The 24,825-nt window shown below is 34.5% G+C and carries 21 protein-coding genes and 1 pseudogene; 7 read left to right on the top strand and 15 right to left on the bottom strand.

What is annotated here, in order from left to right; translation table 11 throughout:
- The first annotated feature begins 439 nt into the window (after positions 1 to 439).
- The gene (locus tag JFL43_RS16945; protein ID WP_200749970.1) at positions 440 to 1,027 is read left to right on the top strand and encodes a GNAT family N-acetyltransferase; all 588 of its coding nucleotides are present in this window, start codon (positions 440 to 442) and stop codon (positions 1,025 to 1,027) included.
- 508 nt (positions 1,028 to 1,535) lie between these two features.
- Here the strand turns inward: JFL43_RS16945 and JFL43_RS16950 are convergent.
- The 9 genes from JFL43_RS16950 to JFL43_RS16990 form a co-directional block, all read right to left on the bottom strand.
- Positions 1,536 to 2,828 carry an ABC transporter permease gene (locus JFL43_RS16950; protein ID WP_200749971.1) on the bottom strand — a complete coding sequence of 431 codons (1,293 nt, stop codon included), beginning with the start codon at positions 2,826 to 2,828 and terminating at the stop codon, positions 1,536 to 1,538.
- Entirely contained in the window at positions 2,825 to 3,697 is an 873-nt protein-coding gene (locus JFL43_RS16955) for an ABC transporter ATP-binding protein (RefSeq protein ID WP_200749972.1), read from the bottom strand. Before JFL43_RS16955 ends, JFL43_RS16950 begins: the two co-directional genes overlap by 4 nt.
- Positions 3,682 to 4,452, bottom strand: a complete 771-nt coding sequence (locus JFL43_RS16960) for a hypothetical protein (protein ID WP_200749973.1) — start codon at positions 4,450 to 4,452, stop codon at positions 3,682 to 3,684. The genes JFL43_RS16955 and JFL43_RS16960 overlap by 16 nt, the downstream gene beginning before the upstream one ends.
- Complete coding sequence (locus JFL43_RS16965) at positions 4,449 to 4,973, bottom strand: RNA polymerase sigma factor (protein WP_200749974.1); 525 nt, start codon at positions 4,971 to 4,973, stop codon at positions 4,449 to 4,451. Before JFL43_RS16965 ends, JFL43_RS16960 begins: the two co-directional genes overlap by 4 nt.
- Before the next feature lie 449 nt (positions 4,974 to 5,422).
- Complete coding sequence (locus tag JFL43_RS16970) at positions 5,423 to 6,595, bottom strand: PstS family phosphate ABC transporter substrate-binding protein (protein WP_200749975.1); 1,173 nt, start codon at positions 6,593 to 6,595, stop codon at positions 5,423 to 5,425.
- Between the two features lie 356 nt (positions 6,596 to 6,951).
- Positions 6,952 to 7,509, bottom strand: coding sequence for a GNAT family N-acetyltransferase (locus JFL43_RS16975; RefSeq protein WP_200749976.1), 558 nt, complete (start codon positions 7,507 to 7,509; stop codon positions 6,952 to 6,954).
- Between the two features lie 1,286 nt (positions 7,510 to 8,795).
- The gene (locus JFL43_RS16980) at positions 8,796 to 8,966 is read right to left on the bottom strand and encodes a hypothetical protein (RefSeq protein ID WP_200749977.1); all 171 of its coding nucleotides are present in this window, start codon (positions 8,964 to 8,966) and stop codon (positions 8,796 to 8,798) included.
- A gap of 106 nt (positions 8,967 to 9,072) precedes the next feature.
- Positions 9,073 to 9,225 carry a hypothetical protein gene (locus JFL43_RS16985; protein ID WP_200749978.1) on the bottom strand — a complete coding sequence of 51 codons (153 nt, stop codon included), beginning with the start codon at positions 9,223 to 9,225 and terminating at the stop codon, positions 9,073 to 9,075.
- A 22-nt stretch (positions 9,226 to 9,247) separates the two neighbouring features.
- Complete coding sequence (locus tag JFL43_RS16990) at positions 9,248 to 10,828, bottom strand: M3 family metallopeptidase (RefSeq protein WP_200749979.1); 1,581 nt, start codon at positions 10,826 to 10,828, stop codon at positions 9,248 to 9,250.
- A gap of 249 nt (positions 10,829 to 11,077) precedes the next feature.
- Here JFL43_RS16990 and JFL43_RS16995 point away from each other — a divergent pair, with 249 nt between their 5' ends.
- The 3 genes from JFL43_RS16995 (at position 11,078) to JFL43_RS17005 (ending at position 13,384) form a co-directional block, all read left to right on the top strand.
- Positions 11,078 to 11,890, top strand: coding sequence for a TrmB family transcriptional regulator (locus JFL43_RS16995; RefSeq protein ID WP_200749980.1), 813 nt, complete (start codon positions 11,078 to 11,080; stop codon positions 11,888 to 11,890).
- A 64-nt stretch (positions 11,891 to 11,954) separates the two neighbouring features.
- Complete coding sequence (locus JFL43_RS17000; RefSeq protein WP_200749981.1) at positions 11,955 to 12,812, top strand: DMT family transporter; 858 nt, start codon at positions 11,955 to 11,957, stop codon at positions 12,810 to 12,812.
- A gap of 122 nt (positions 12,813 to 12,934) precedes the next feature.
- Positions 12,935 to 13,384 carry a GNAT family N-acetyltransferase gene (locus JFL43_RS17005; RefSeq protein ID WP_234447860.1) on the top strand — a complete coding sequence of 150 codons (450 nt, stop codon included), beginning with the start codon at positions 12,935 to 12,937 and terminating at the stop codon, positions 13,382 to 13,384.
- 907 nt (positions 13,385 to 14,291) lie between these two features.
- Here JFL43_RS17005 and JFL43_RS17010 read toward each other — a convergent pair.
- The 3 genes from JFL43_RS17010 to JFL43_RS17020 form a co-directional block, all read right to left on the bottom strand.
- Positions 14,292 to 14,663, bottom strand: coding sequence for a hypothetical protein (locus JFL43_RS17010; RefSeq protein WP_200749982.1), 372 nt, complete (start codon positions 14,661 to 14,663; stop codon positions 14,292 to 14,294).
- 299 nt (positions 14,664 to 14,962) lie between these two features.
- Positions 14,963 to 16,270: a sensor histidine kinase gene (locus tag JFL43_RS17015; RefSeq protein ID WP_200749983.1), complete on the bottom strand. Its 1,308-nt coding sequence runs from the start codon at positions 16,268 to 16,270 to the stop codon at positions 14,963 to 14,965.
- Between the two features lie 660 nt (positions 16,271 to 16,930).
- Entirely contained in the window at positions 16,931 to 18,118 is a 1,188-nt protein-coding gene (locus JFL43_RS17020) for an MFS transporter (protein WP_200749984.1), read from the bottom strand.
- Between the two features lie 148 nt (positions 18,119 to 18,266).
- Between JFL43_RS17020 and JFL43_RS17025 the strand changes: the two genes are divergently transcribed.
- Complete coding sequence (locus JFL43_RS17025; RefSeq protein WP_200749985.1) at positions 18,267 to 19,139, top strand: LysR family transcriptional regulator; 873 nt, start codon at positions 18,267 to 18,269, stop codon at positions 19,137 to 19,139.
- Positions 19,140 to 19,194: 55 nt separating this feature from the next.
- The gene (locus JFL43_RS17030) at positions 19,195 to 19,578 is read left to right on the top strand and encodes a hypothetical protein (RefSeq protein ID WP_200749986.1); all 384 of its coding nucleotides are present in this window, start codon (positions 19,195 to 19,197) and stop codon (positions 19,576 to 19,578) included.
- Between the two features lie 127 nt (positions 19,579 to 19,705).
- On the opposite strand, the gene JFL43_RS17035 is transcribed toward JFL43_RS17030, so the two are convergent.
- From JFL43_RS17035 to JFL43_RS22755, 3 genes and pseudogenes are all read right to left on the bottom strand, one after another.
- Complete coding sequence (locus tag JFL43_RS17035) at positions 19,706 to 20,521, bottom strand: ABC transporter permease (RefSeq protein ID WP_200749987.1); 816 nt, start codon at positions 20,519 to 20,521, stop codon at positions 19,706 to 19,708.
- Complete coding sequence (locus JFL43_RS17040; RefSeq protein ID WP_407701994.1) at positions 20,518 to 21,549, bottom strand: ATP-binding cassette domain-containing protein; 1,032 nt, start codon at positions 21,547 to 21,549, stop codon at positions 20,518 to 20,520. The genes JFL43_RS17035 and JFL43_RS17040 overlap by 4 nt, the downstream gene beginning before the upstream one ends.
- A 489-nt stretch (positions 21,550 to 22,038) precedes the next feature.
- Positions 22,039 to 22,251, bottom strand: a pseudogene (locus JFL43_RS22755) (hypothetical protein); the annotation flags it as partial.
- A 393-nt stretch (positions 22,252 to 22,644) separates the two neighbouring features.
- Here JFL43_RS22755 and JFL43_RS17045 point away from each other — a divergent pair.
- Complete coding sequence (locus JFL43_RS17045; protein WP_200749988.1) at positions 22,645 to 24,414, top strand: methyl-accepting chemotaxis protein; 1,770 nt, start codon at positions 22,645 to 22,647, stop codon at positions 24,412 to 24,414.
- Positions 24,415 to 24,825: the final 411 nt, after the last annotated feature.

Genomic DNA, 24,825 nt, shown 5'->3' on the forward strand with positions numbered 1-24,825 from the left:
TATGCTTTTACTGAGCGCCTAATTAAATTGTCTCAGTTATTTTTCTTTTGAATTCCATTTTCGGAAGCTCTTTTTACATACATTAGTTCTCTAAAAATAAGCTGTGCCTTAGAAGTACCAATGATTACAGTTGGAATGCATACTGTATTGGATAATTAGGGGTTCAGCCGAGATACATGTAAAAACGGGTTATTAAATGGAGTTAAATTCCATTCTATGACCTTTTCTGTTTTTATATTTTTTAGGGATGAGTATATAGGGGGTAGCACCAACTCGATGAGACAGCTTTTAAATTATTCAATTATAATGGGTTCAATCATAAAACTTGGATGTCTTTGCTTTGTGCAAATTGTTTACTTCTTAATAGTTCGTTGGCGTTATTTACAACAATTATATAGAATATTTAACTAAATATAACAGAAAGTGAGAGAAGGAACTTATGACAACTAGTATCGTACAATCAATTGAATATAATCAAGTACCTAATGCATTACGACGTGACATTGCTGAAATGCTACATCGAGTTTGGCCGGAATTCTTTTCGTTGTCAGGGGAAACAATTCCAGAAGTTCATGATAAAGAATTTAATGTACGCTCATTTTATTCTTATATGGATGGAAAGTTAGTTAGTTATGTAGGTGTGGTGCGTAGAACTATTAATCATAAAGGACAAACATTTAATATAGCTGGACTGAGTTGTGTAGCAACTGATCCAAATCATCATGGTCAAGGATTAGGCTTACAAACAGTTGCTGAAGCTACCAAGTGGATTGAAAAACAAAATAATATAGATTTCGGTATTTTTACATGTAAACCATCCTTAGCTTATTTTTATAATCGTGCTGGTGCATGGCCTATAGTTTCAGATGTAGTACTCATCGGTAGCGAAGATGAAGGTGCTTTATCTAGTGAATCCTTAGGAGTTGTTGTTTTAATGCATCTATTTTCAGAAAGTTCTAAACTTAATTCATCAATGTTACGTAATACTACTATTAATCTCAATTTTCCGGTTGGTGAGTTTTTATAACTAAAAAAATTAATATCTTTTATGTTTAATAGGCGTCGAAGGGTCTTTTTCCAACTTGCGTTTTTCATCAGAGCGCACTTTTTATGTTCGACTATTTAATTTAAAAAGTCGAACACGTATATGGTCTATTTATCTTGCATAACAAGAGGTTCAACAACTTTTATTAAACTTTAATATTGCTTGCCCCTTATTATCCACATAATAAAATCACTGTAACTCCCATACTAACACCTCTATTTATATTCTTACTCGTATCCTACCGAAAATTTGTTCGAATGGCTATTGGAGAACTAGAAAAAACGTTTCAAAAGTGGTATGACTTTTGAAACGTTACGGTTCTTTGAGAACTTCTCTTTTAGATCCAAATAATTGCAGCATCAAAACGTAACAATTATAGAATTAAATATTTGTACACTTTTGAAATTGATCGTCAAATTTTATTTAGTCAATTAGTATAAACGTTCGTAAAAGTTCCAGCAAATCTAAATTTCACATTTATTAAACACTTCTACACCTGATGATTTTCAAATGACTTGTACGTGCTTCTTACAAGTATAGCGGAAATCAAAATAGCGGTTACTATCATCATAGTAGGTTGCAACAAGAGTGTCCCGAACAAATTATAAAACTTGCCTAACTCAAAAATTTCGATTGCCTTCATGATATTAACAGGGAACAATGCAATGATTTTATCAGCAATGTGGGATATTCCTGACAAGTCGATCATTGGAATATAAAGTACCAATGCTGAAAGGATAACGCAGATAAACGGATTTTTTCCTTTGGACGATATAAATAGCGTAATTGCAGCCATAAAAGTCAAACCAATATAACTTAAACCTAAGACAGCTAAATTCAAACCTAAAAAGGTGAGATTGTAAGGTGATTGGTAATAAAAGAAGTCAAGCTGAATATTGCTATTGTATCCAGTTAACCCATAAACAGCAGCGTATAAACCCAGATTAATCGCCGCAAATAATAGATAAGCAGCTGTTGTGAAAATTAATGAACTGACGAGTTTAGCTACAATCACTTTATTTTTCCCATATTTTGTTGGTAACATAATGGCATCTGTATGATTACTGTATTCCTGAGAAAAGACTGGCGACAGACAGATGACAATTACTGCACTTAATACGATGGCAACAAATCCTGAAAAACTAGCACTCAGACGATCCCACCCGAAGTAATAATCATAATAATAGTGCTTGTCAACTTGCTTATACATGCTGAGCAATTTACTTGTTTCTTTATCTGCCAATGATGGCCTTTTTGCGTTGGAAAACCGGCCGGATCTTCTATCGTAGATTTTATTCATTTCGTCATTTTCAAGCTCAGATATAATCTTAGGGATTATAACGCTTAAACCAACATGACTGCCAAGGAAGTCATATTTGTCGAGTTCACGTATGTACACATCATCTTTCAATTTCATCGTAGGTACGTTAGCAATCTCAGTTTCGGAAAATCCCACTTCTCTCATTTCCTTCTTTTTTTCTACTAATTCCTTATCAGGTATTTTCTCCAAATTATTAGGATTATTTTCAATGGCTGCTCGTTCTGCTTCACGTTTGTTAATATACGCATCAGTCAAATGTCCTTTTAGCTCTCTCATTACTTCTTGATCAAAGAGGATTGCCTCGAGTCCGTGAAGTGTTTGAATATCGGAATTGAAGTGCCTTTCATCGGCTACATCAAAAATAAAAAATAATATACTCATGAGGATTGCTCCTAATATAGCAAGAATCGTCATACGTCTACCTATTATTTTCTTCAGTTCAAAAAAGATTAAGCTTTTCATAGTGCTGGACCCTCCTCGAAATAATACAAATATAGATCCTCAAGGTTTGGAGGTGTATTTACGGCACCTTCGCAAGGCTTTTTATCGGCGATAATCCGTAAGCTAACCTGATCGCCAACATTTTTCAAATTGCTAACTGTGTATGTTTCATTCAAATACTTTACTTCCTTGCTAGGTACGGTGCATTCCCAAACAAAACCTTCAATACTCTTTGTAATTTGAGTCACATTGCCTTTGTTTAATAATTGGCCACTTTTCATCACAATTATTTCATCGGCAATATATTCGACATCCGAAACGATATGAGTAGATAAGATGATAATTCTATCTTTTCCAAACGTACTAATAAGATTTCTGAATCGAACTCTTTCCTTTGGATCGAGCCCAGCGGTTGGTTCATCTAAGATTAAGATTTTCGGGTCATTAAGCATCGCTTGAGCAATTCCCAATCGTTGCTTCATCCCGCCAGAAAAGCTTTTTATTTTTTTATTTTTTACTTCCGTAAGATTAACGATTTCCAGCAGTTCCAGACTTTTTTCTTTTGCTTTGAAATGGGGTAATCCCTTTAACGAAGCAAAATACATCAGGAAATCATATGCTTTAAAATCAGGATAGTATCCAAAATGTTGAGGTAGATATCCTAATATGTCTCGATAATCTTCACCAAGCTTTTTAATATTTGTATTGTTATACTTCACTTCACCCGATGTCGATTTTAAGATGTCACAAATCATCCTCATCAAGGTTGTTTTCCCTGATCCATTTGCACCAAGCAAGCCATAAATACCTGGTTGTAAAACAATTGAAAACGTATCTACAGCAATAGAATCGCCATAATGCTTTGAAAGTTTGTCTATGGTAAGTTCCATTCTAATTTCTCTCCTTCTTGTAATGACTTCAACATATGAATAAGTTCATAAACTAAAACAACGGTTGAAAATATAAACATTGTCATCCAAATAAAAGTAGATATTAATGTATATAGCTCACTGTATACTGCAAGCAAGCCAACTCCTAAAGCCATAAATATTCCTACTGTTAAACAAATAATTGTCGCCGCTTTCCCTCGAATTCTCCTTAATATATATAAATAAATACTGCTAGCCATATTAAACGGAACGAGTATATATAAGCTAATATTGATAAAGCTCAATTCATAAAAAGTACTTGTAATGACCACCATTATGGTGATGACAAACATATCCAGAGCACCAATGATAATAAGACGAATGGCAAGCAATTTTTGGAGATCAAACTTGCAGGTCGATTCCATCTCCCACACGTGATGATTAAAACTTTTGGCGAGTTCAGGGATCACCACAAGAGCTATAATTGGAGATGCCACGGAAATTGTGGTAATTACTGATTGATATGCATTATGAGTACTGTTAGAAACTAGCAAAAAAACTAAAATGATAAAAAGTAGTGCAGCTTGGATAACCCATAAAGAAGGAGAAATATATTTAATCTGTCCTACAAGAATCTCTCTAAACGACATTTCGTACTTGATACCCGTTCTTTCAAACGCTCTTTTAGCAAGACCAACTGTATTATCAATCAATGAATTCGGTATTTGTGGAACACGGTACTTTTCCAAAGTGTTTTTTACTTTTTTATCCTTCAAAATACATCCTCCTCACTTATAATTTTTTTGAGCTTATCCAATCCTTGTTTTAATCTTGATTTCGTCGTAGAGAGACTTGTTTGTGTAATTTCGGCAATATCTCTTACCTTCATATCATGATAAAACCGCAGTAAAACTACATCTTTTTGTATATCTGGCAAATCATTTAAAGCTTGCATGACAATTTCTGATTGTTCCACTTTAGTTAAATTTTCATCGTTTGCTGGTGCATCTAAACCCTCGCTAAATTGGATGACATCCCCGTTTTTTCTGTAGTAATCAATGCAAACATTTCTTGCTATCGTAAAAAGATAATTTTTAAATTTTCCATCATGGACATAGCTATGAATGTAATGGACAAGCTTTAAAAACACTTCTTGCGTAAGGTCAGCGGCAATATTGGAATTCACAGTTTTTCTAAAGCAAAAGCTATAAATATCCTTGTAATATTTTCGAATTAATACGTCGAGTAAATCGCTGTTTCCCTGTTGTATCTGTTTAATGAGTTTTTTATCACCCAATCATTGCCACCTCCATTCAGAAAACCCCCCTCATTTTTATTAAGTAGTACAAATAGATTAACGTTCTAATAGGTAAAAAGGATTTAAGAAAGCATTATTTATTTTTTCAGAGGACTTAGAGAAGGAATCAATTAATTAAATATGTAAGACAATTCGTATGCCATTTTGCGGAAGATGACTATGAAAAAGTAAAAAAACAGGGCTATTCCATAAGTCAAAAATTGTCGACTTATGGGATAGCCCTGTCTAGATCATATAGCATAGCTCAATCATCGTGATACGAAAGCTGACAGCATCATGCCACCTATGATAACGAGGATGATGACTGACCCTACCAAAATATTAGAAAAATTATCTATTTATACTCTTACTGCAATTAAACATGAAGCTTTTCTCAATCCCTCTGCACACAATTCAGGCTCCTAACTCCAAGTTAGAAGCTCTTTTTTTCAATACTTACCAACAGGCACATACCCAACATCTTCAACTAATGCTTGTCCCTGCTTCGATAAAATCCATTCAATCAATTTTTCCACATTTGGATTGTCCGTTCCAGCTGTCACTATGTAAAACTCTGATGTGATCGGGTATTTTTTAGAGCGAATCATTTCTTTTGTCGGCGCAATGCCTTCTATTTCTAATAGTTTAATTTGATCGTTTTTCACCATTTCAGTAGAATAATATCGGAATGTATAGCCAATCGCATTTTTGTAGTTTTTGTACTGGGCAACTTCATTAATAATACCGCCCATACCAGAAGCGATATCTTCACTCGGTGCTTGCATAATTGGCGTGTCTCCCATGAGTTTTTGAAGCGCTGATTGAGAACCACTATCTTCTGGACGCTGAAATGCACGAATCGGATTATCCACTCCACCTAACTCTTTCCAGTTCCTTACTTCACCAGAATAAATCGCTTTTATTTGCTCTAGTGTTAGACCAGCAATGTTATTTTTTTGATTTACAAAAAATACAAAGGCTTCGCGTCCAATTGGTGTCATCTTCAAATCTAAGCCTTGTTGTTTAGCCGTTTTCTTTTGTGATTCAGAAGGCGCAGCCACGAAAATCATGTCTACATCGCCGCTAAATAAATTACTATAAGCATCTGGCGTCGTATTGACCATCACTTCACTCTCATTCGGTGAATAGTCTTTCTCTGGATATGTTGCCTGCACAAATGCGGCATATAAGGGATAAAGAGCCGTAGCCCCGTCCATTCTTGGTAAATTGCCTGTTAGTTGCAATGTCGCTGGCTCATCTAAAATGGGGATGTTTTTATACTCCGAGAACGGCTGATATTTATACACATCTACTTCTGCAGCAACCGTTGGAATCCGATCAATATACATATGATAAATCGGAGATACCAAAGTAACCAATATCGCTATTCCCGCTATACTAGCAAAAACCCTTTTTCTCTTTTTCGTTTTAAAAAAATGGAAAAGAAGCATCAGAAAATATACATATAGAACTACAGCCACTGTAATGATAAAATCCACATAGTAAATCTTTCCACTAAGTACAGCTAGGATTGAAATGATAAAAGTGCAGAAAGCTATACCCAGTAATGTAAAAATGGCTGCAAAAATTGATAAGACATTTATTTTTTTTTTCAACTTCATTCCCCTCCTTCTATTTAATAGTTCGCCACTGTCGGGGGAAATCCTTTCACGAGAAGCTGATATGTGCTATGTATGAATGCCTTTGTGTTTATAAAATAGTCCATCTAAAATGAACTTACTTTCACATCTGGTATAGGGCTTATGCAAATCCTAAACTAACCTCCTCTTACCTTTGCCCTGTACAAATTAATCGCTCCTTAAGTAACAACCGTTGTCTCTTTCAATACTATAGAAACAAAGACAGACCAATTTCTCAGTCAGTACACTAAGAAATTGGTCTTTTAGTATTTGTAAATCATATTTTCCTGACGCGTTCCCATTACGAGTTATGCTTATGGTTCTATCCTATTTTAAATTCAGTTTTCTTTATAAATGGCTTCCCATTCATGCCTTAAAACGCCCATAACTATACTGTCGTATCTTTTTCCGTCGCGATAAACTACCGATCTTTTTCTACCTTCCTGTTGAAAACCAACTTTTTCGTACGCTCTTATTCCACCTTTGTTGTATTCAATAACTTCCAACCCGACCCGGTCCAAATTTAATTCATGAAAAGCATAACGAAGTATCAGCTTCAACGCATCCGATCCATAACCTTTATTGCGATTTGAAGAGTCTCCTATGCCAATTGCCATAAGTCCAGCACGATTGTTCCATTCAATACTATGAATTGTCACAAATCCGATTAAATGATCATCAGCAATTGTTCTCAGTCGGAAATACGCTTCATTCGAATCCGATTTCCCTTCAGATGCCAATTTCTCCTTAGTTTTCGGTAGAGCTATTTCTGTATCTACATTACGTAGATATTCAGCATCTTCTTCCCATCTCACCATAATATTAATGTCTTCTTCTCTAGCTACTGTTAGTTTTACCTGATCCCCGTAAAAAAGATTTGAATTGATAGTTGTCATGTGAATCTCCTTCGCATTAGTTCGTTTTATACACCTCACTGCTGTCTAATACACCATTAACCGTACGCAATACCTCATCCCCTTAAATTTCCAATTAATTTAATTATAAGATTTTTTGGAAATTTCATCAATATTAAATACGAATTCTTTTTATTTGCCTTAAAGTTCGGATTTAAGGGCATTTCTTATTCTTAAGCAAGTGGCGTTACCTTTATAACAATGCCGTGGCCGAAACGATGTTCAAAGTGCTTTTAGACAGGACTTGCAAATAGCATTTATATTTACACAACTAAAGCCATAATTCTTTCAATACGAAGGTAGCACATTAGAGAGCATGCTTCTATAAGTTTTCTCTTACATGGTTTATATTTTGAATCTCAAAATGAAAAAACTGTATCAATTAAAACGCATCTTCTCCGCCATGTGTTCTCTACCGAAGCCGTACAACGTCAAAAAATGCCGATAATATTGTATCCAAATTATTACATAAACGTAATTTGAATGTAACAGCATATTTTTCAGCCCCTGCTCCCACTCAAATTGCACCAGAGTTGGTTAAAGCTTTTACAGAAATCATATAATGAGCAGAAAAAATCTTCTTGTGCCAACAATGAAAGCAAATAAAAAAGGAAAAACGAAGTACTGCCGTCTAATGACGATAACACTTCGTTTCGTATTGATAAAATACCTTATTCTATTTTGTTTTAATTTGTTTCTTTAGCACAATTATTTAGTGGATATGAGTTAGAAGTTCATACTGATATTTACTATGATTTTGAAGTTCATAAATATTAGGTACTTCCGCAATAAATACCCTTGAACGTGTCGGTATTCACTCTGTAAAGGTATATGAAATACATTCACACCATATACTTAGAGCCATTATCTAAAAAAGATGTTGAATCTGAATGTGTTCCTGGTATGTGGCACCTGACTGTTGGAAATTTATAATCAGAGTGGCCAGAAATTTCAATAATAACTTTTGTAAATGAGAGCATAGGTTGGTGGAATAAAGGAGAAGCCATCACAATTAAATACTTTCCCCTTAGTATTCTAATTGTTTATAAAATTTCGTTTTATTGATTTCCCATGTTTTATTCTATTAATGAAGAGGATTGACGGATAGCAATCAATCCTCTTTTAAACTGTCTTTCTTTTACTTTAATAGATTGGATATATCTTTTTCTAATATCGGCTTATTCAGTGAATAATAAGTAGCTTCAATTTCTATTTCATCACCTAGAAATGTTGTATTAACTTCTTTGTTGTCACTATAAAGAGTAGCACTATATATATCCCTTTATTTTTTCATGCTCTTCAAATTCACTATATTCCCGTGCATTTAAAAGCTGATTAAATTGTTTTATTTTTTCTTTTTCAGTAATACTATGTCTTTTCCCAGTTCTCCCATCAACAACTTCAATTTTAGATACCGATATATCACCAATGATCTCCATAAAATCTTTACTTCCTTTTTAACTTGTTTGAGAGCATCCACTAATTAATAGTAAAACTATAGATATCGATAGCATAATAAAATTCTTCATTTTGGTTCTCCTTAATTTAGGATGGACGTACTTGGATTATCCAGTCAAAATAAGAAGACCATTTAACCCAATAATCTTTCGGATAAGACCAAGTATCATGTAGAATTAGTTGTCTATTCCAACTTGAAGAACTTGTATCATAAAATCCCTCATATCCTACACTCGTCATTGCATGATCTCCCCAAACTGGATTAAAAAAATTGTGTTATAAAGTGAACTGGATTTAAATATTCTCCCGTAGCTTTTTTTATCTTTTCATTCCAATGTAAAGAAGCTCCGTATTTAAAGAAATTTTCTTTTAAATAATTACCTACTTCTGGTTTGAATAGGTCAGAAGAAATATTATTTTCTATATAATATTGAAGTTGTGATGCTGTTAATTCACCTAATAGATAGTCTTGATAAGAGACTGGTGCTAATGAAAAGTGCATTTTTGATGCCCAATCGGGATAACTTGTGTCTTCAGGAGGATTAACAAACTGGATTTCCTTTACAATCTCCCACCATAATTTATTTAAGTCCTGTTCCGGATTTTCGTATAGTTCTCTTTCGAAAAAGACAAAAGTGATGATCCATCTTGCAGAGACTAACATTTGACGTTGAAGCATTTTTTCAATAGCAGGAATTTCATCTCTTAAATGCTCTTCTGTTAAATCCAGAAAACGCATTTGCCATCCCAAAGTTTTATTCATCCGTCCGAAAAACAATGCAATGGCTTCAGTAGTTAATGAGTGTGAATGAAAACGTAAAATAAAAGGTAAATTATGATCAATATATTTAAAATAAGCAGCATGACCAAACTCGTGTAGTAGTGCAGTTGCCCAAAATACACTTTCATCCATATTTACTAAAACTCTTATATCCCCTTTACGGTCAAGATTTGTACAAAATCCAAATGGGTTTTTATTCTCACGTGGGTACAAATCACTTCTTTGAAGAATGTCTTCAATATCTAATCCCATAGCTTTAAATGTATTAGTAACAACCATTTCTAAATCTTTACCCTCATAAAATTTATCTAAATTTACTCCGTTAACGGGAGGAGCTTCTTGAAAAAATGGGTCTACATAATGCCAAGGGCGTAGTTCTTCTATTTGAATATCCATTTGTTCTGCCCGTTCTTCGTCTATTTCACCCTTAATTTTACGAAACGGTTCATCTGATAGATTTTTTAATTGATTAAAGGTATTAAATACCGTATCTATATCCAATTCTTGGGTTGTTAAACTCATTTGATAAAAATTATCAAATCCCAATGCTTGTGCATCTTTATTCCTTTTATGTACTAATTTCAAGAGATTATTTTCAATTTTTTTCCCCACTTGTTTACTTGCAAGCCAAGCTCCTTTTCTTTCTTCATCCTGAGTACTGCTTTTAAGAATATCTAGTAACTCATTGTTTGTTACTTCTTTCCCTTCCAACGTAGGTCTATACGTGTTAAATATATGTGAAATATCTTTTTCAAGTTCTAAGGTTTTAGCCACTACACTTTTATCAAGTTGATTTTTAATTACTTTATTAAATAAGTCGTCTAATTGGCGTACTTGAATGGGCGTAAGATTTTTATCTTCTTTAAAAGATGATATCTTTCTAAATGTTTCTTGCTCAGAAAAATTAGCAAAGTAATCGCTTAGGGCTCTTTCGTATTTTTCACTCCACTCTTTTTTGCCTGTTGTTGCAGACATCCAATGATTAATTAGAACTGGTTTATAGAGTGACTCCATACTTTTATTTTGTTCGATTAAAAAATCGTTTATTTCTTCGGATGACATTGGGTTTGTAACCTCCTTAATATAGTTAAAATTCTAAACATTAAGATTATACCATATTTGGATTTTATTTTATTCAACTAATCTATCTAATTAGCTTAACAAGAAAATAACTGCATTATTAAAACAGAATTTTTAATCAAACTTTATTCAAAATACCTAACAATCTTTCATGTTAATATAACTAGACAAATTAACCCAGTTATTTTATAGTAGTTAGTAATATAACGACTTTAAAAGGAGGGGAAGTTAGTGGAAGAGAAATCTATAAATGAATTGCAAAAACTTGGTTTTTCTAAGTATGAATGTAAGGCATACATAGGCTTGTTAAAGAGCCCATCTATTACAGGTTATGAGCTTAGTAAGCAATCAGGCGTGCCAAGATCCATGATTTATGAAGTACTAGGGAAACTGCTTGATAAAGGCGCTATTCAAACAGTTCCATCAGACCCCATTGTTTATGTACCAGTTAATCCCAAACAACTTCTCACTAGGCTAAGAGAAGAATTGAACACGTCGTTTGAATCGTTAGAAGAATCACTTAATGCACTAGAGAGCGATCAAAAAATCGATGTGATCAGTAGAATTTTCCAATATGATCACATCGTACAGGAAATGATTTCTATGATTCGCGATGCAAAAAAGGAAATATGGTTATCAGCTTGGTCACACATCGTGGCAACGATTGAAGTTCCCATTCGAGAAAAGGAAAAGGATATTCCTATCTTTGCAGTCCTATTTGGTGCGGAAGACGTTTCTTTCGGTCATACATATCATCATAACTACATGCCTCCAGAGATTGTCAGTGAAAGAATGGGTGGTTATTTAACGATACTTATTCGAGACAACGAAGAGGCCTTGATTGCAAAATTTAGTGACCGTGGATCAGAATGGGCAATTAAATCACAAGATCCTGCGCTCGTATTAGTGGCAACGGAATACATTCGACATGATATCATGGTAGAAGAAGTCATAAATGCCTATGGACCAGAAAAGCTGGAGAAACTTTGGAAATCTAGAGAAGATCTGATCCATGTTATGACAGGTAAAAAACGCCCTGAGTAAGGCCGTTTTTTTTACAAAAAACTTAGTAGTTATTATAATAACTACTAACAAAAGGAGTTTTATTATGAATGCGCATTTAAAATTCGCTGCATCAATGGTTATATTCGGATCAATCGGCTTTTTTTCTGTAAAGACAAATCTGCCGTCTATTGAATTAGTATTTATTCGCTGTCTTTGTGCAAGTCTGTTATTAGGGCTTGTATGGTTGCTTGGACGTCGAAAAAGGTTGGCGAAAAATCAAGAGCCTGCTCCCAGAAAAGAATATTTATTTGCCTTGTTGTGTGGTTTTTTTCTTATTGTGAATTGGGTCTTTTTCTTTCGGTCTTTTGAATTAATGCCGATCACAGTAGCAGTCTCTATTTATCATTTAGCACCTGTTCTTGTACTTTTACTTGGTTCTCTACTATTTAAAGAAAAAATTACTCTCCCTGCAGGCATTGCGATTGTTATTTGCTTTATAGGGACGTTACTCGTCGGAGGAATTCAACAACACTCTTCATTCGATGATTTCTTATCAACAGGTGTTCTATGGGCGTTTGGAGCAGCATTATTCTATGCGCTAACAACCTTAACAGGAAAAGCCATCCGTACGCTCGATCCCATTTTACTTACAGTCATTCAGACAAGTCTTGGTGTTTTATTGTTATTACCACTAATTGAATGGACAAAATTCAGCCAATTAAGCGCTGAAAATTGGGCATATATTTTATTAACGGGATTTGTGCACACAGGATTTGTTTTCTATTTGTTTTTTAGTAGCTTAAGAAGCCTAAAAGCACAAACCATTGCTATTCTGGTTTTTCTCGATCCAGCCATAGCGATTATACTAGATGTGCTATTAACAGGGTATCATCCAGATTCATATCAAATACTTGGAATAGTATTAACGTTTCTAGGAATGGGCTATGCTTTTAAAAAGTAAAAAGAGATAGTCTCATTTATAAAAACACATGTACAAATTTTAAGTTCAGCCAGAATTTTCTGATTGACCATTTCCGTATTATGGTAATATCGGTTATATAAAGGTTATAACAGGAGGCTATTATGAGGAAAATCAATAAAATCAATGAAAAAAGTGAACTAATTAAATCCTTTGAAATAATGAAGGAGTTAAGGACAGACTTAACGCTAGATTCATTCTTATGTCTATTTGATGTTATGGAACAAGAAGGCTATGAACTGTATGCACTTTATGACGAAGATACAATTCAAGCACTTGCTGGTATTACAATAAAAACAAATTTTTATAATAAAAAGCACTTATATATCTATGATTTAGTAACAACTTCAAAGGCTAGATCCTCTGGATACGGAAAAGACATTATGCTATTTTTACAAGAATATGCTACAAAAAATAATTGTCAGTATATAGCGTTAGAATCCGGTTTACAAAGGCTCGATGCTCATAGATTCTATGAAGATAAAATTAATTTCGATAAGTTTTGTTACTCATTTCGTAAAGAGGTAATCGGGAATTCATTACTCACGAAATAATGAGTGCAAATAAACTTGAAAAATTACTAAATAAAATTAAACCACTCTATTTTAACACCGTCCATTGCGGGCGGTGTTAAACCTATTTATAGAGTCGAATAATTTAATGAGCATAGTACTCTGATATTCGAGCATAGAAATACAAAGCGAGATGTCGATTTGCCGCTTCTGAAGACTGAATATCTAGGTGCCACAACACTAATTTCCATTCTAGTAAAGGATAAATAACCCAGACGCTTCCTTGTGGGAAAAATAAGTTAATAAACTTCCCTATTAATTTATCATTCCAATTTTTCGATACCAATCTAATGTTTCTTTAATTGCTTTGGCATGAGGTGTAACCTCTATGCCAAAGGTTTTCTCATACTTACTATGGTCCACAATATATGGATTGTTATACACATAATATACTTCTTTCATTTCTCGCATATAAGGATTAACCAGTGCCATTAATTGAAATAATAGTTTTGGCGCACTTTGAACTTTGAATGTATTTTTGGATTCTCTTAAACCATTATATTTTATACTACAATCAAAATATGGATTATTAATTATATTCCAAATAACAACTCATTTCTCACTATAACAGCTCTTCAGTGCAAATAAAAGTGACAATTCCAAAAATATTCTCCATACAAATTATTCAGTTATTTTAAGAGTAAAAAAAGATAAAGATATACTAAATACTTAGATCTAAGCCCATATTCCGGATACAAATAATTAGTTCTGGCTGTTGTTCTACATACTCTTTCTACTCCATCTGGCTTATTTTAATCAGTTGATACCCCTATGTAATTGTTTGCGATTGTAACGCCCTCTCCTCAATTCTCTCATTGGAAAACAAAAAAACAGCTTGCATCTAACAAATTGCAAACTGTTTTTTTAAAACTTAATTTTCTTTCATTGCTCATTCTCCTGCTATAAACCCAACTACGCGATTGTTATCTTTGTTGATTAAAACTTCTGGTAAACCTGTAACGACATTGGGGTTATCCTTAAAAGTTACTCTATATACTATTTGACCAATATCTTTTTGATTTGAAATTTCATCCGATGCATCAACTAAATGGTCAGTTATATTAGCTGAACCAACTTGAACAGTTTCTATTGTTCCACAATTATTTTTGATAACATAATCTTTTGCTACTTGAACTACTTTTTCTGTAATGTCATTTGATAATTCAAATGTTACATCTATACGCTTTTCTTCATCTTCACATCCGAATAACAGAATCGATAAGCAGGTAAAAGCCATGATATTAACCATCCTCTGCTTCAATTGAACTCCCCTTTTCTTGCGTATTATTTAACACAGAAGAAATACAATCGTGCCATGATATATTTGAAAAAGATATTCGAAGTAATGATAGTTACATACATTAGAATATGCTTCAACTGATGATCTCATTTGTAAAACATCTCGATTAAGCGCTATAATCGAACACCAAGGAGTTGAAATGCATGTAGTCGGTATTAATAAAGGCTAAGGAGTATAAAAAAGCAGCGACATAATATCGCTGCTCCATTAGTTTCTAAAATTTTTTCACCTTGTTATATATTTCTACAAGCTGTTCAAATTTACTTTAGTGGGATTTCCACAATGGCTGTAGTCTCTAATTTATTTGTTGAATCCAGTGAAATTTCTCCATTATATTTATTCACTACTTCCTTCACAATAAATAAACCTTGACCTCTTATTTTACCTTGTTCTGCTTTTTTTGTTGAATACCCTTGGTTAAAAATATGTTCATTCTCGATAATCTTGGGTCCTGTATTCGTAATTTTAAATACATAATGCGTATCATCTGCTTTACAACAAATTGTTATTTTACGTTCACCTTCAGGTAATTCTATTGCTGCATCAATGGCATTATCAATTAAATTAGATAACATTTTGATTAAATCTGTTGTTTTTATTTGATTGAATTCATCATGAGAAATCGTAAAATCCATATCAATATGGTAATTTTGTGCAGTAAGTTTCTTTGTTTGCAACAAAATAGAAAGACCAGGATGATCTATATTTAATTTTAGAGATTCAATCGCCTGAACTTCTTTAGACAGAGATGATACGTATTGTTGTGCCTGAGCAGATTCCCCTAATTGAAGAAGTCCGTGTAAAACTTGAATATGATTGGTGAAATCATGTCTTAAAGAGGATACAGAGGTGATTAATGTTTTAATTTCTGCTTGGTACGTATCTTCTGTATACCCTACCTCCTTCGTCACTTCTTTTTGATACCATCTTTGCAAAAATAAAAAGGATCCTATTACGATCAAAATAAATACACCATTAAAGACGAAGAGAAGGATATTATTTTCTAGTACTTTCCCTTTAATATTATTGAGTTTTTCGGCACTAATATCGACACCTAGGTATCCTATCACCTTTCCTGCTTCATCCTTTATCGGTACTCCAACAGAAAGGTACGAGCCAAAATCGGTGTCCTCAATTACACCTGTTGCATATGTATTTCCCTCATAAGCTCTTTTGACCTGCTCTTCGGGTACTGTGCAAGCCGCTCCAATTATAAAGCCCTCTTTTAGTTCCAGGGGTAATCCGGCTATCATTGATTTCGATACCTTAGGATTATCAACTTCCAATGTATACACATTTAAAGCGCCGAGTTTTTCTCTTGCATCATTTAAATAGCTTCTTAATTCCCAATAGTATTCATTTCTCACAGGGTCATTCAAAAATTGCTGATATGTTTCTATATCTAACTCTAATGCAATGGACTTTGCTGATTCAAGACTTTGGTTTGCAATTGACTCTTCAACCGCCCTTTTCATCTTCACATAAGAGGTAAAGACATTTAAACTTGTAAACAATAGTATTAAAATAGTAGATAATACGATAATTAGCTTTATTTTACGATTTTTCATACAAACTTGTACTTCCTCATCTTTTTTATTGAAAAGATAGATAATCACATAGATTATCCGAATCTCATATAAAATATTTATTTGCTTATGAACTGAAATCAAGAACTATCTTTCTTACAATAGCATTATACTATACTAAATATCAAAAATTACTATTGTTATATCGTACTTTCTTGAAGACATTGCTTGTATATCCTACTGTAATAAAGTCACAAAATCAATTTTTTATTATACAGACTACGATAATTTATAAAAAACAATCAAAATTCCGCTATTATGCTGCATAATCATTGCAATCCTTAGGGAGAAGATGACCTATAGATACAAAAAGGAGAATGGCATTAATAATCGTCATGCCATTCTCCTTCTTAATTAAGCTAATTTTATTTTTCGCCTTTATTTATGATACGGTTCAGCCATTATCCCTACAATTTATAGTTTCTTCCTTTATATACCTTCTCGCGAAAAGTAATCTAGTAAATCCTAATTAAATGACTTTTATCTTGATTCCATTTTAAAGATTTTAAAACAATACCTTAAGCGGTTTGTATTATACTCACTAATGATCTTAAATATATGCCTAACTTTTAATCACTGGGCTAACTGTTTTTGATAACTTCGCATCGTTAGAACTTGCATAGAGCATGTCTCATTATCAAACTAAGCTACTCTCACCTTTGTTGTATATAAATTAATCGCCCCTAACGCGACGATAATTCCTACAATGTATAACGCTAATTGATAGCTATTCAATAAATTTACAATTAAACCGAATAGAGAAGGCGCGATAACGATAAATAATTGATTTAATGTCAAAGCTGAACTCACTGTTAAGCCTATATAACGCGGATCTGAGTGCTCAGTGACACAAGCGATGAATAATGAATACCAGCCAATTGCTACAAACCCTAGCAGAAAACAGAATAGTAGCATCACTAATTCTGCATGCATGATTAATGGCAACATCACTGTAAAAATTACTGTAATAGCCATTACAATAAATAATAATTTTTCTCTATTTTGTTCATAGAATTGATCACTCACCCACGCAATGGCAACTCGACCAATCATTCCCCCAATTAAAATTAGACTCAAATATTCCCCTGCTTCAGTAAGAGAATAGTTACCTTCTTTATGCAAATAACTCATGAAATGGGCGATGATGACCATCTGTAATGACATCATCACAATCCCTACAATATAGATTGGGTACAGTGCTTTGTTATTTTTGATTGCATTCATTTTTTCTTTAAACGACACCGATTTAGATTCTGTAGCCTTACTTTCTTTTGGCTCATGATACGCTAATAGGAAAAGTAAGCCTCCAGCAATTGCAATAACCCCTTGTACAATATGTACTGCCGACAATTCATAATGATAATAAGTATAAGTAAGTAGGACAGATGCTAAAGCTCCCCCTATCGGTATGCCCGTCTGTCTAATCCCTAGCGCTAGTCCCCTATGTTTATCAGGGAACCATTTTACGATTGCAGTACTCCCACCAGTTTGAGCACTTCCGTACCAAATCCCGACCAATAGTAATAAAAGCAATAAAATGATATAATTGTTAACAAAAACTAGCGTTAATGCTGAGAGTCCTAATAATATGGACCCCCATCCAATGATTTGTTTTTCCCCTTTCTTATCCATCATATAACCAAACACAATCATCGAAAACATCGGTCCAATATTGACAGCTGAAACGATAAAGCCTGTTTGCAGCGCTGATAAGTTCCATTCAATTTGATAAAATGTTGCGATTGGTCCCATACCATACGTCACAAAAGTTGCTGCCGTTTGTGATACTGTCGCAACGAGTACGATTAACCATTTAGTATATGTTTTCATCAAGGTACCTCCAAAATCTTTTTATTACACCTATGTATTTGTTCGGTATAATGAATTAACTAGAGTTTACGCTGTATGCTACGACGCGTAAAATGGAGGAAAATGATAGGCGCTATCAAAAATTTTAATAGGGTGTGTGACAAACAATATGAACCTCGATGACATTGCATTAAAAATTGAAATATTAAATCGCCAAAATTTAAGTAAATCCGCCGAAATCACTAACTACACGCAATCTGCTCTGACATCTAAAGTAAAAAAAATGGAGTCAGAAATCGGCCAATCTATTTTCAAACGTACACCCCAAGGATTAAAAATCACCAACGTAGGTATCCAGTATAAAAACTACCTCCAGCTTATTACGCAAGAATACGAAGAATTTTTACAATCCGTTGGTGCAGATCAAGTTAAAGCTAAAGTGAATTTTGGCGCATCACATACGACAATCAAAATTTACGGTGCCTCTATCGTCAATGCCTTAAATACGAATAACATTCCTTTGGATGTAGATTTCACAGTAGAATCTAGTAATTCCTTAAATGAAAAAATACACAATTCCGAGATGGACTGTGCACTCACTAGTAAACCGATTAAAAATTATCCCGATTTAGCCTATGACACCATTGCTACTGAAACATTCGAGGTGATTTCAAACGACATGCATATTATTAATTTTGATGAACGTAAACCCCTTACACTACTCGTATTAAGTAAGGCTTGTATGTATACACGAGCTGTGGTGGAATGGCTAACGAACAATCAAATTCCATATAACTTAAAAGAAATAAAATCCGTTAGCAGTATTCACGATTTCCTTCAAATTAATAATTCAGTTGCAGTATTAAATACGAAGCTAATCGACTTATATAACTATACAAATATTCATCGTTACAATTTACAGCTAAACAATGTGATTAACACCGTTTTTATTTATAAGAAGAACGAAAGTACGCAAAACAGTATTCTACAATTAAAAAATGTCATTGAATCTATTCTTGAACCTGTTGAAAAAGCTTTATAATCGTTTATTCCGTCTAATTAGTTGCAAGAGATTCTTTCACAAAGGGGCGAATGCTTTGAAATTTAGTCGAGTTTTATTATTAATTGCTATGTCAATTTTATGGTTAGTTAGTTGTTCGGACAAAGATGTAACGGTTCATACAACCGAAAAACCTGATGCAGCAGAAATATTAGAGTTAGATTCAAATGCTGATATTTTTCAATGGGAAGACTCAATCTATAAAACAGAGATTGATTGGGTAGATGAACTGGAATTAGTAGAAAAAGAGCAAGTTGGGAAGATTGAGTTTGAAGCCTCAAACCCGGAAGAATTCAAGAATGGTGCTGCAAATAAATTACCAATTGGCGCTGAAATCTATTCAGTAAAAGATCACAATGATATATTAATTGTAAAATCTGAGACCGAAGTTAAGCGTTATTTAGTGGGATCAGAAGGCTAATAAAAGAACAAATAAAAAAGTGTGTTTTGAGAAAAGATTACTCAAAACACACTTTTAATATATTCAAAATTGAAGTTTGCGGTAGATAAACAGAACGATTATCCAACAATTAAAATCGTCTCTCCACTTATGTCCGACGCATATATGCGCGTACCGTAATTGGTGCAAAAATTGCTACAATTACAGCCGCTCCAATGAGGGAAGCAGTTAAATCCCATCCTACTGTACCAGAGTTAGCAAGATCTCGAACGGCAGTAACGAGATGTGAGATTGGATTGATTTTCACAAACCACTGTAGCCAGTTAGGCAAAGTTTCTGCTGGCACAAAAGCGTTGGAGAGAAATGTGAGCGGAAACAACACAATCATCGAGATTCCTTGTACGCTTGAAGCAGTACGTGCAATTACACCGAAGAAGGCAAATATCCAGCTAATAGCCCAGGCACATACAATTACTAGAAGTGCTGCGAGGACAACGTGACCCAGTCCCCCTTCTGGTCGATAACCCATGATATATCCCATGGCAAAAGTGAGCACGGTCGCAATTGTATACCTGATGGTGTCTGCCAACAGTGCTCCCGCCAACGGAGCAATACGTGCGATTGGCAGTGACTTAAATCGATCAAACACGCCCTTATCCATATCCTCACGTAATTGGACACCAGTGACGATTGAGGTCGTGATTACGGTCTGCACGAGGATACCTGGAATGATAACGGGCAAGTAGTTTTGTACGTTTCCCGAAATGGCCCCTCCAAAAATGTAGGTGAACATTAGAGTAAAAATAATTGGTTGGAGCGTTACGTCAAATAATTGCTCCGGTGTTCGACGAATCTTCAGCACGCCTCGATATGCCATCGTTAAGGAATTGTTTACTGATTGTTTAAAACTTGTTTTTTTACGTAATTGACGCCCAGCAACCTGTTTAAAAGAAGTACTACTCATACTCTTCCCTCCTCTACTTTATCGGATTCATCTGATAAAGTAGCATCTACTTTCTTAATACCTTGCCCTGTGATTGTTAGAAAGACCTCGTCAAGCGTTGGTTTCTGTACACTCAACTCGTCTAATTGGATGCCCTTTTGACGAAGAGCGATAAGTAGATCCGTGACCCGGTCTGCATCCGCCATCGGGGCAGTTATCTTCCCGGCTTCCGACGAAATGGATGACTGAACTTTGAGTACCTGTTCCACTGTCTGACGAGCATCCTGGATGTCCCGTGGATTTTGAATACTCAAATGTAATGATGACGTACCAACTGAAGCTTTTAGTTCATTGACGGTACCCTCCGCGACAACTCGGCCATGGTCGATAACAGCAATGCGGTCTGCCAGTTCATCTGCCTCTTGAAGGTACTGTGTTGTTAAAAGTACCGTTGAACCTGTTTTTACCAATCGGCGAATAGTATCCCACATTTGATTACGTGTTCGCGGATCTAATCCGGTAGTCGGTTCATCCAAAAAAATCAGCGGTGGTTGTGCAATGAGACTTGCCGCAAGATCTAATCTACGACGCATGCCACCAGAGAAATTTTTCAACGGACGCTTCGCGGCTTCCGTTAAACCAAATTCCTCCAACAATTCCGCTGCCTTACTCCGCGCTTCTGCTCGCCCTAGCCCTAGTAGTCGAGAAAAGATGACCAGATTCTCCGTAGCGCTTAGTGACTCGTCGACTGAAGCATACTGACCGGTTACACCTATCAATTGACGTACGATATGTGGATCCTTTACTACATCGTACCCGAAGATGCGTGTAGAACCTTCGTCAGCTTTCAGAAGAGTCGCCAGCATTCTGATTGTGGTGGTCTTACCTGCCCCATTTGGTCCAAGCACACCATAGATAGTACCAGCACGTACGTTCAGATCTACACCATCAACTGCACGATTGTCTCCAAAATTTTTAACGAGTCCTCGCGCTTCAATAGCCCATTCACCATTGGCCGCCTCTGTTTCCTTTCTATTTATCATATCCATTGGTATTCCTCCCTCTTTACTTCACCATAATTTGTAATTACCTTGTTTCAATGAACTCACGTTGGAGAATCCCTTCTTTCTAAGGGGAGAAATTACATGCCATTCCTTCCTACACCTAAATGTTCTCCTTCAAGTACTTTACTCTAACTGTTCATAAACGGATGATACATCAATTTTATGAACTGAATATGAACTGAATTTAAATAATAAATATTACTGTGTTTGGATGTATGCGTTCATTCGAATACTAGGGGTTTGTCAGAGGAAGTAAAAGTGTGAAATTTTATTGTAAGCCAGTTTATCCATCGTCAATCGTGTATGAATATTATTAAAAAATACACTCATTTACTTATGATACGATTCACCATCATATAACTAAAAATGAAACAAAAACTTGAAGTTGGTTTAGTACAGCAAGGTATTGGCATTGTAGTTATCTAAATTGGTTTAGCTTTATTTTTGATCCAACAGCGAAAGTTAAATTAGACTTCAAAAACAACGGTAAAGTAAATCTAACAGGTTCCATTTTGAGAGCGAAAATCCATAGTAACAACACAAATAACGGTGACTTACATTCGGCGGAATTCGAACTACACCACCTTCTTCCAAGTCATATTCCTCACACTCCAACTGTATATAGTCCTCCCCCTTCATAAAGACAGCGATTATTTCTTCTTAATCACTATGTGAATAATCGTTTGTTTTTCTGTTTCCTGTTTTCTATCAAAAAAATGTGTTAAATTGGTCCTTCAGTTTTATTTTTATCACTATATACAAACGAAAGGTCTAAAGTCCTTTAAAAAAATGACAAAATACGTACATTTTAACTATTCACCTTTACATTTAATTAGTCCCATGGTAGATTTAATTGAATTATGGAAATACAATAAAATAAGCTAATCGTTCGGTTTGAATTCATAGTATACAGCATTGATGATCTCAACTTGTTCTTAGTTCTTATCTTAATATACATATCAATATAAGCATGTAAGTTACTTAACTGACCGTAGAGGTTATTTTCCTATCAATCAGACTACTGAACTTAGATCATACACCATGCTAATGAACAAACCGTACGTGAGAAAGGGCAACTATATGGAGAAAAAACAAAGTTTTACAAGTAAAATTTCGTTTAGATTATTAGTTTTGATTTTTATTTTAATCACTTGTATTAGCTCGATTATTGGTATTACAAGCTATTACTTTGCAAAACAAGAATTGATTGCAAGTGGCAAGTTGGATTTGGCTCATTTAACAGAGGCAGCAACCGAGGTACTAAAAGAGTTAAATACACAAGTTGAACAAGGAACGATTACAAGAGAAAAAGCGCAAGAAAAAGCACGTAAGATATTAATAGGACCTGCTGAATCTGATGGTAATTTACTGTATGACTATAGTAAATCAACGTTTGTTTATAAGGATAATGGTTATCTATTTGCATATGATTCAGATCACCACGTGACACTGCACCCAGTAATTCCATTAAATGAAGATCGGACAGATTTCCAAAATAATAGTGGGCAAAATGTAGTGAAAGATTTAGTCAGCATTTCTCAATCATCTAACTACGAGGATCATTTTTATACATATAGCTGGATCAATAAAGAAGGTGAAAAAGAACGCGAGAAAATTTCCTATATAACCTACTTCGAACCGTGGGATTGGCATATTGGAATTGGCGCATACACAGATGAATTTTATGCCTCACTGGCGAAGTTAAAATGGATTACTATCCTATTAACATCGCTTGCAGTTGTAGTGGGGTTAGCGACTTTTTACTTTACGACAAAGAAAAAATTCATTTTATTAAGTGAGGTCTCAAAATCATCACTGCAGATTGCAGATGGTGATTTAACAGGTAAAAAACTACCAAATTCAAATGATGAAATTGGCCAACTTGGTACATCCTTTAATCAAATGACAACTAATCTACGTACTTTACTATTAGATGTACAAAAAACAAGTAATTTGCTAGTTACTTCTGCAAATGAGTTATCCGCCGTATCGGAAGAAACATCTGCAAGCAGTGATGAAATCGGAAATGCTATGACAGAAATTACAGCAGGTGCGATTGGACAGGCTACTAATTTAGAGGAAACAAACAGAAGTCTTGGCTTATTAACTAACTCTATTGAAAAGATGAACGCGCAAAATCAACATATTACAGAAATTACCGCAATCTCTGAAGAGGCAACTAGTAAAGGACAAGAGATCGTCTCCGTTCTAAAAAAATCAAATGATGAATCTACACAAGCATCTGAACAAATTAGTATTGGCATTACAAATCTTTATACAAAACTAAAAGATATTTCATCAATAACTGATGCAATTAACAACGTTTCACAGCAGACAAATCTATTGGCATTAAACGCAAGCATTGAAGCTGCACGTGCTGGGGAGCATGGTAAAGGCTTTGCCGTTGTAGCAGAGGAAGTACGTAAGTTAGCGGAAGAATCTAGGGTATCTACTCAACAAATTCAGCAAATGATTATGGGCATTGAAAAAGAAGTTGAAAATACCGTTACAGCCATGGCAACAACGCATACCATTTCCAACCAATTAAATAGTTCGGTCAATGATACAGAAGTTGAATTTAATAGAATTGCAAACACTGTCCAGAAAATCATAAGTGAAATACAACATTTAAGTGTGGAAATACAACAAGTTACAGAACAAAGTACAGTCATCATTGATTCGATTCAAAATATATCTGCTATTTCCGAACAAACAGCAGCTTCTTCTGAAGAGATAACCGCATCAGTTGATGAACAAATAAAAGCCATACACAGTGTTACTACTCTTGCACAAGGGTTAACCGATTTAAGTGAAAAAGTAAATGAAACTATTAGGAAATACCGCTTATAATAAGGCTCCATCACAATTTGATGTTGCTATAAGGATATATATAGCTGCAATATACTAGCAGCTTTCCGACTGTAGACAAAGTTGAAATTGGACTTTGTCTATTTTTTTCTTGATAATTAATCTCTATTTCAAAGAAATTAAAGAGTGAGAAAATCAAAATGATAATATGCGCTTGATTCTTTTTTCTAGGGTGACGTCCTGGAAGCTACTATTTTGAAATGTATTTTAATTGATAGCAGGTGTGTTAATTAGGGGAATATTAGGTTGTTATTTACCATTAAAATAGTTATTTTATGTTCAATACTTACGTATGTTACTACGTTTTTAGTTGATTGTAGCGGAGGGTGCTTGCCCGCGGAAAGCGAGCATCCCGTAGCGGAAATCAACCTACCACTTTAATGGTAATGGTTA

This window comes from Viridibacillus soli, from assembly GCF_016612995.1.
In the GTDB taxonomy this organism is placed as follows: domain Bacteria; phylum Bacillota; class Bacilli; order Bacillales_A; family Planococcaceae; genus Viridibacillus; species Viridibacillus soli.

Bases quoted from the DNA above. Each gene is read 5' to 3' on its own strand.
- JFL43_RS16945 (WP_200749970.1), top strand. From the start codon at position 440: ATGACAACTAGTATCGTACAATCAATTGAATATAATCAAGTACCTAAT.
- JFL43_RS16950 (WP_200749971.1), bottom strand. From the start codon at position 2,828: ATGAAAAGCTTAATCTTTTTTGAACTGAAGAAAATAATAGGTAGACGT.
- JFL43_RS16955 (WP_200749972.1), bottom strand. From the start codon at position 3,697: ATGGAACTTACCATAGACAAACTTTCAAAGCATTATGGCGATTCTATT.
- JFL43_RS16970 (WP_200749975.1), bottom strand. From the start codon at position 6,595: ATGAAGTTGAAAAAAAAAATAAATGTCTTATCAATTTTTGCAGCCATT.
- JFL43_RS16975 (WP_200749976.1), bottom strand. From the start codon at position 7,509: ATGACAACTATCAATTCAAATCTTTTTTACGGGGATCAGGTAAAACTA.
- JFL43_RS16980 (WP_200749977.1), bottom strand. From the start codon at position 8,966: ATGGAGATCATTGGTGATATATCGGTATCTAAAATTGAAGTTGTTGAT.
- JFL43_RS16985 (WP_200749978.1), bottom strand. From the start codon at position 9,225: ATGACGAGTGTAGGATATGAGGGATTTTATGATACAAGTTCTTCAAGT.
- JFL43_RS16990 (WP_200749979.1), bottom strand. From the start codon at position 10,828: ATGTCATCCGAAGAAATAAACGATTTTTTAATCGAACAAAATAAAAGT.
- JFL43_RS17000 (WP_200749981.1), top strand. From the start codon at position 11,955: ATGAATGCGCATTTAAAATTCGCTGCATCAATGGTTATATTCGGATCA.
- JFL43_RS17005 (WP_234447860.1), top strand. From the start codon at position 12,935: ATGAGGAAAATCAATAAAATCAATGAAAAAAGTGAACTAATTAAATCC.
- JFL43_RS17015 (WP_200749983.1), bottom strand. From the start codon at position 16,270: ATGAAAAATCGTAAAATAAAGCTAATTATCGTATTATCTACTATTTTA.
- JFL43_RS17020 (WP_200749984.1), bottom strand. From the start codon at position 18,118: ATGAAAACATATACTAAATGGTTAATCGTACTCGTTGCGACAGTATCA.
- JFL43_RS17025 (WP_200749985.1), top strand. From the start codon at position 18,267: ATGAACCTCGATGACATTGCATTAAAAATTGAAATATTAAATCGCCAA.
- JFL43_RS17035 (WP_200749987.1), bottom strand. From the start codon at position 20,521: ATGAGTAGTACTTCTTTTAAACAGGTTGCTGGGCGTCAATTACGTAAA.
- JFL43_RS17040 (WP_407701994.1), bottom strand. From the start codon at position 21,549: ATGGATATGATAAATAGAAAGGAAACAGAGGCGGCCAATGGTGAATGG.
- JFL43_RS17045 (WP_200749988.1), top strand. From the start codon at position 22,645: ATGGAGAAAAAACAAAGTTTTACAAGTAAAATTTCGTTTAGATTATTA.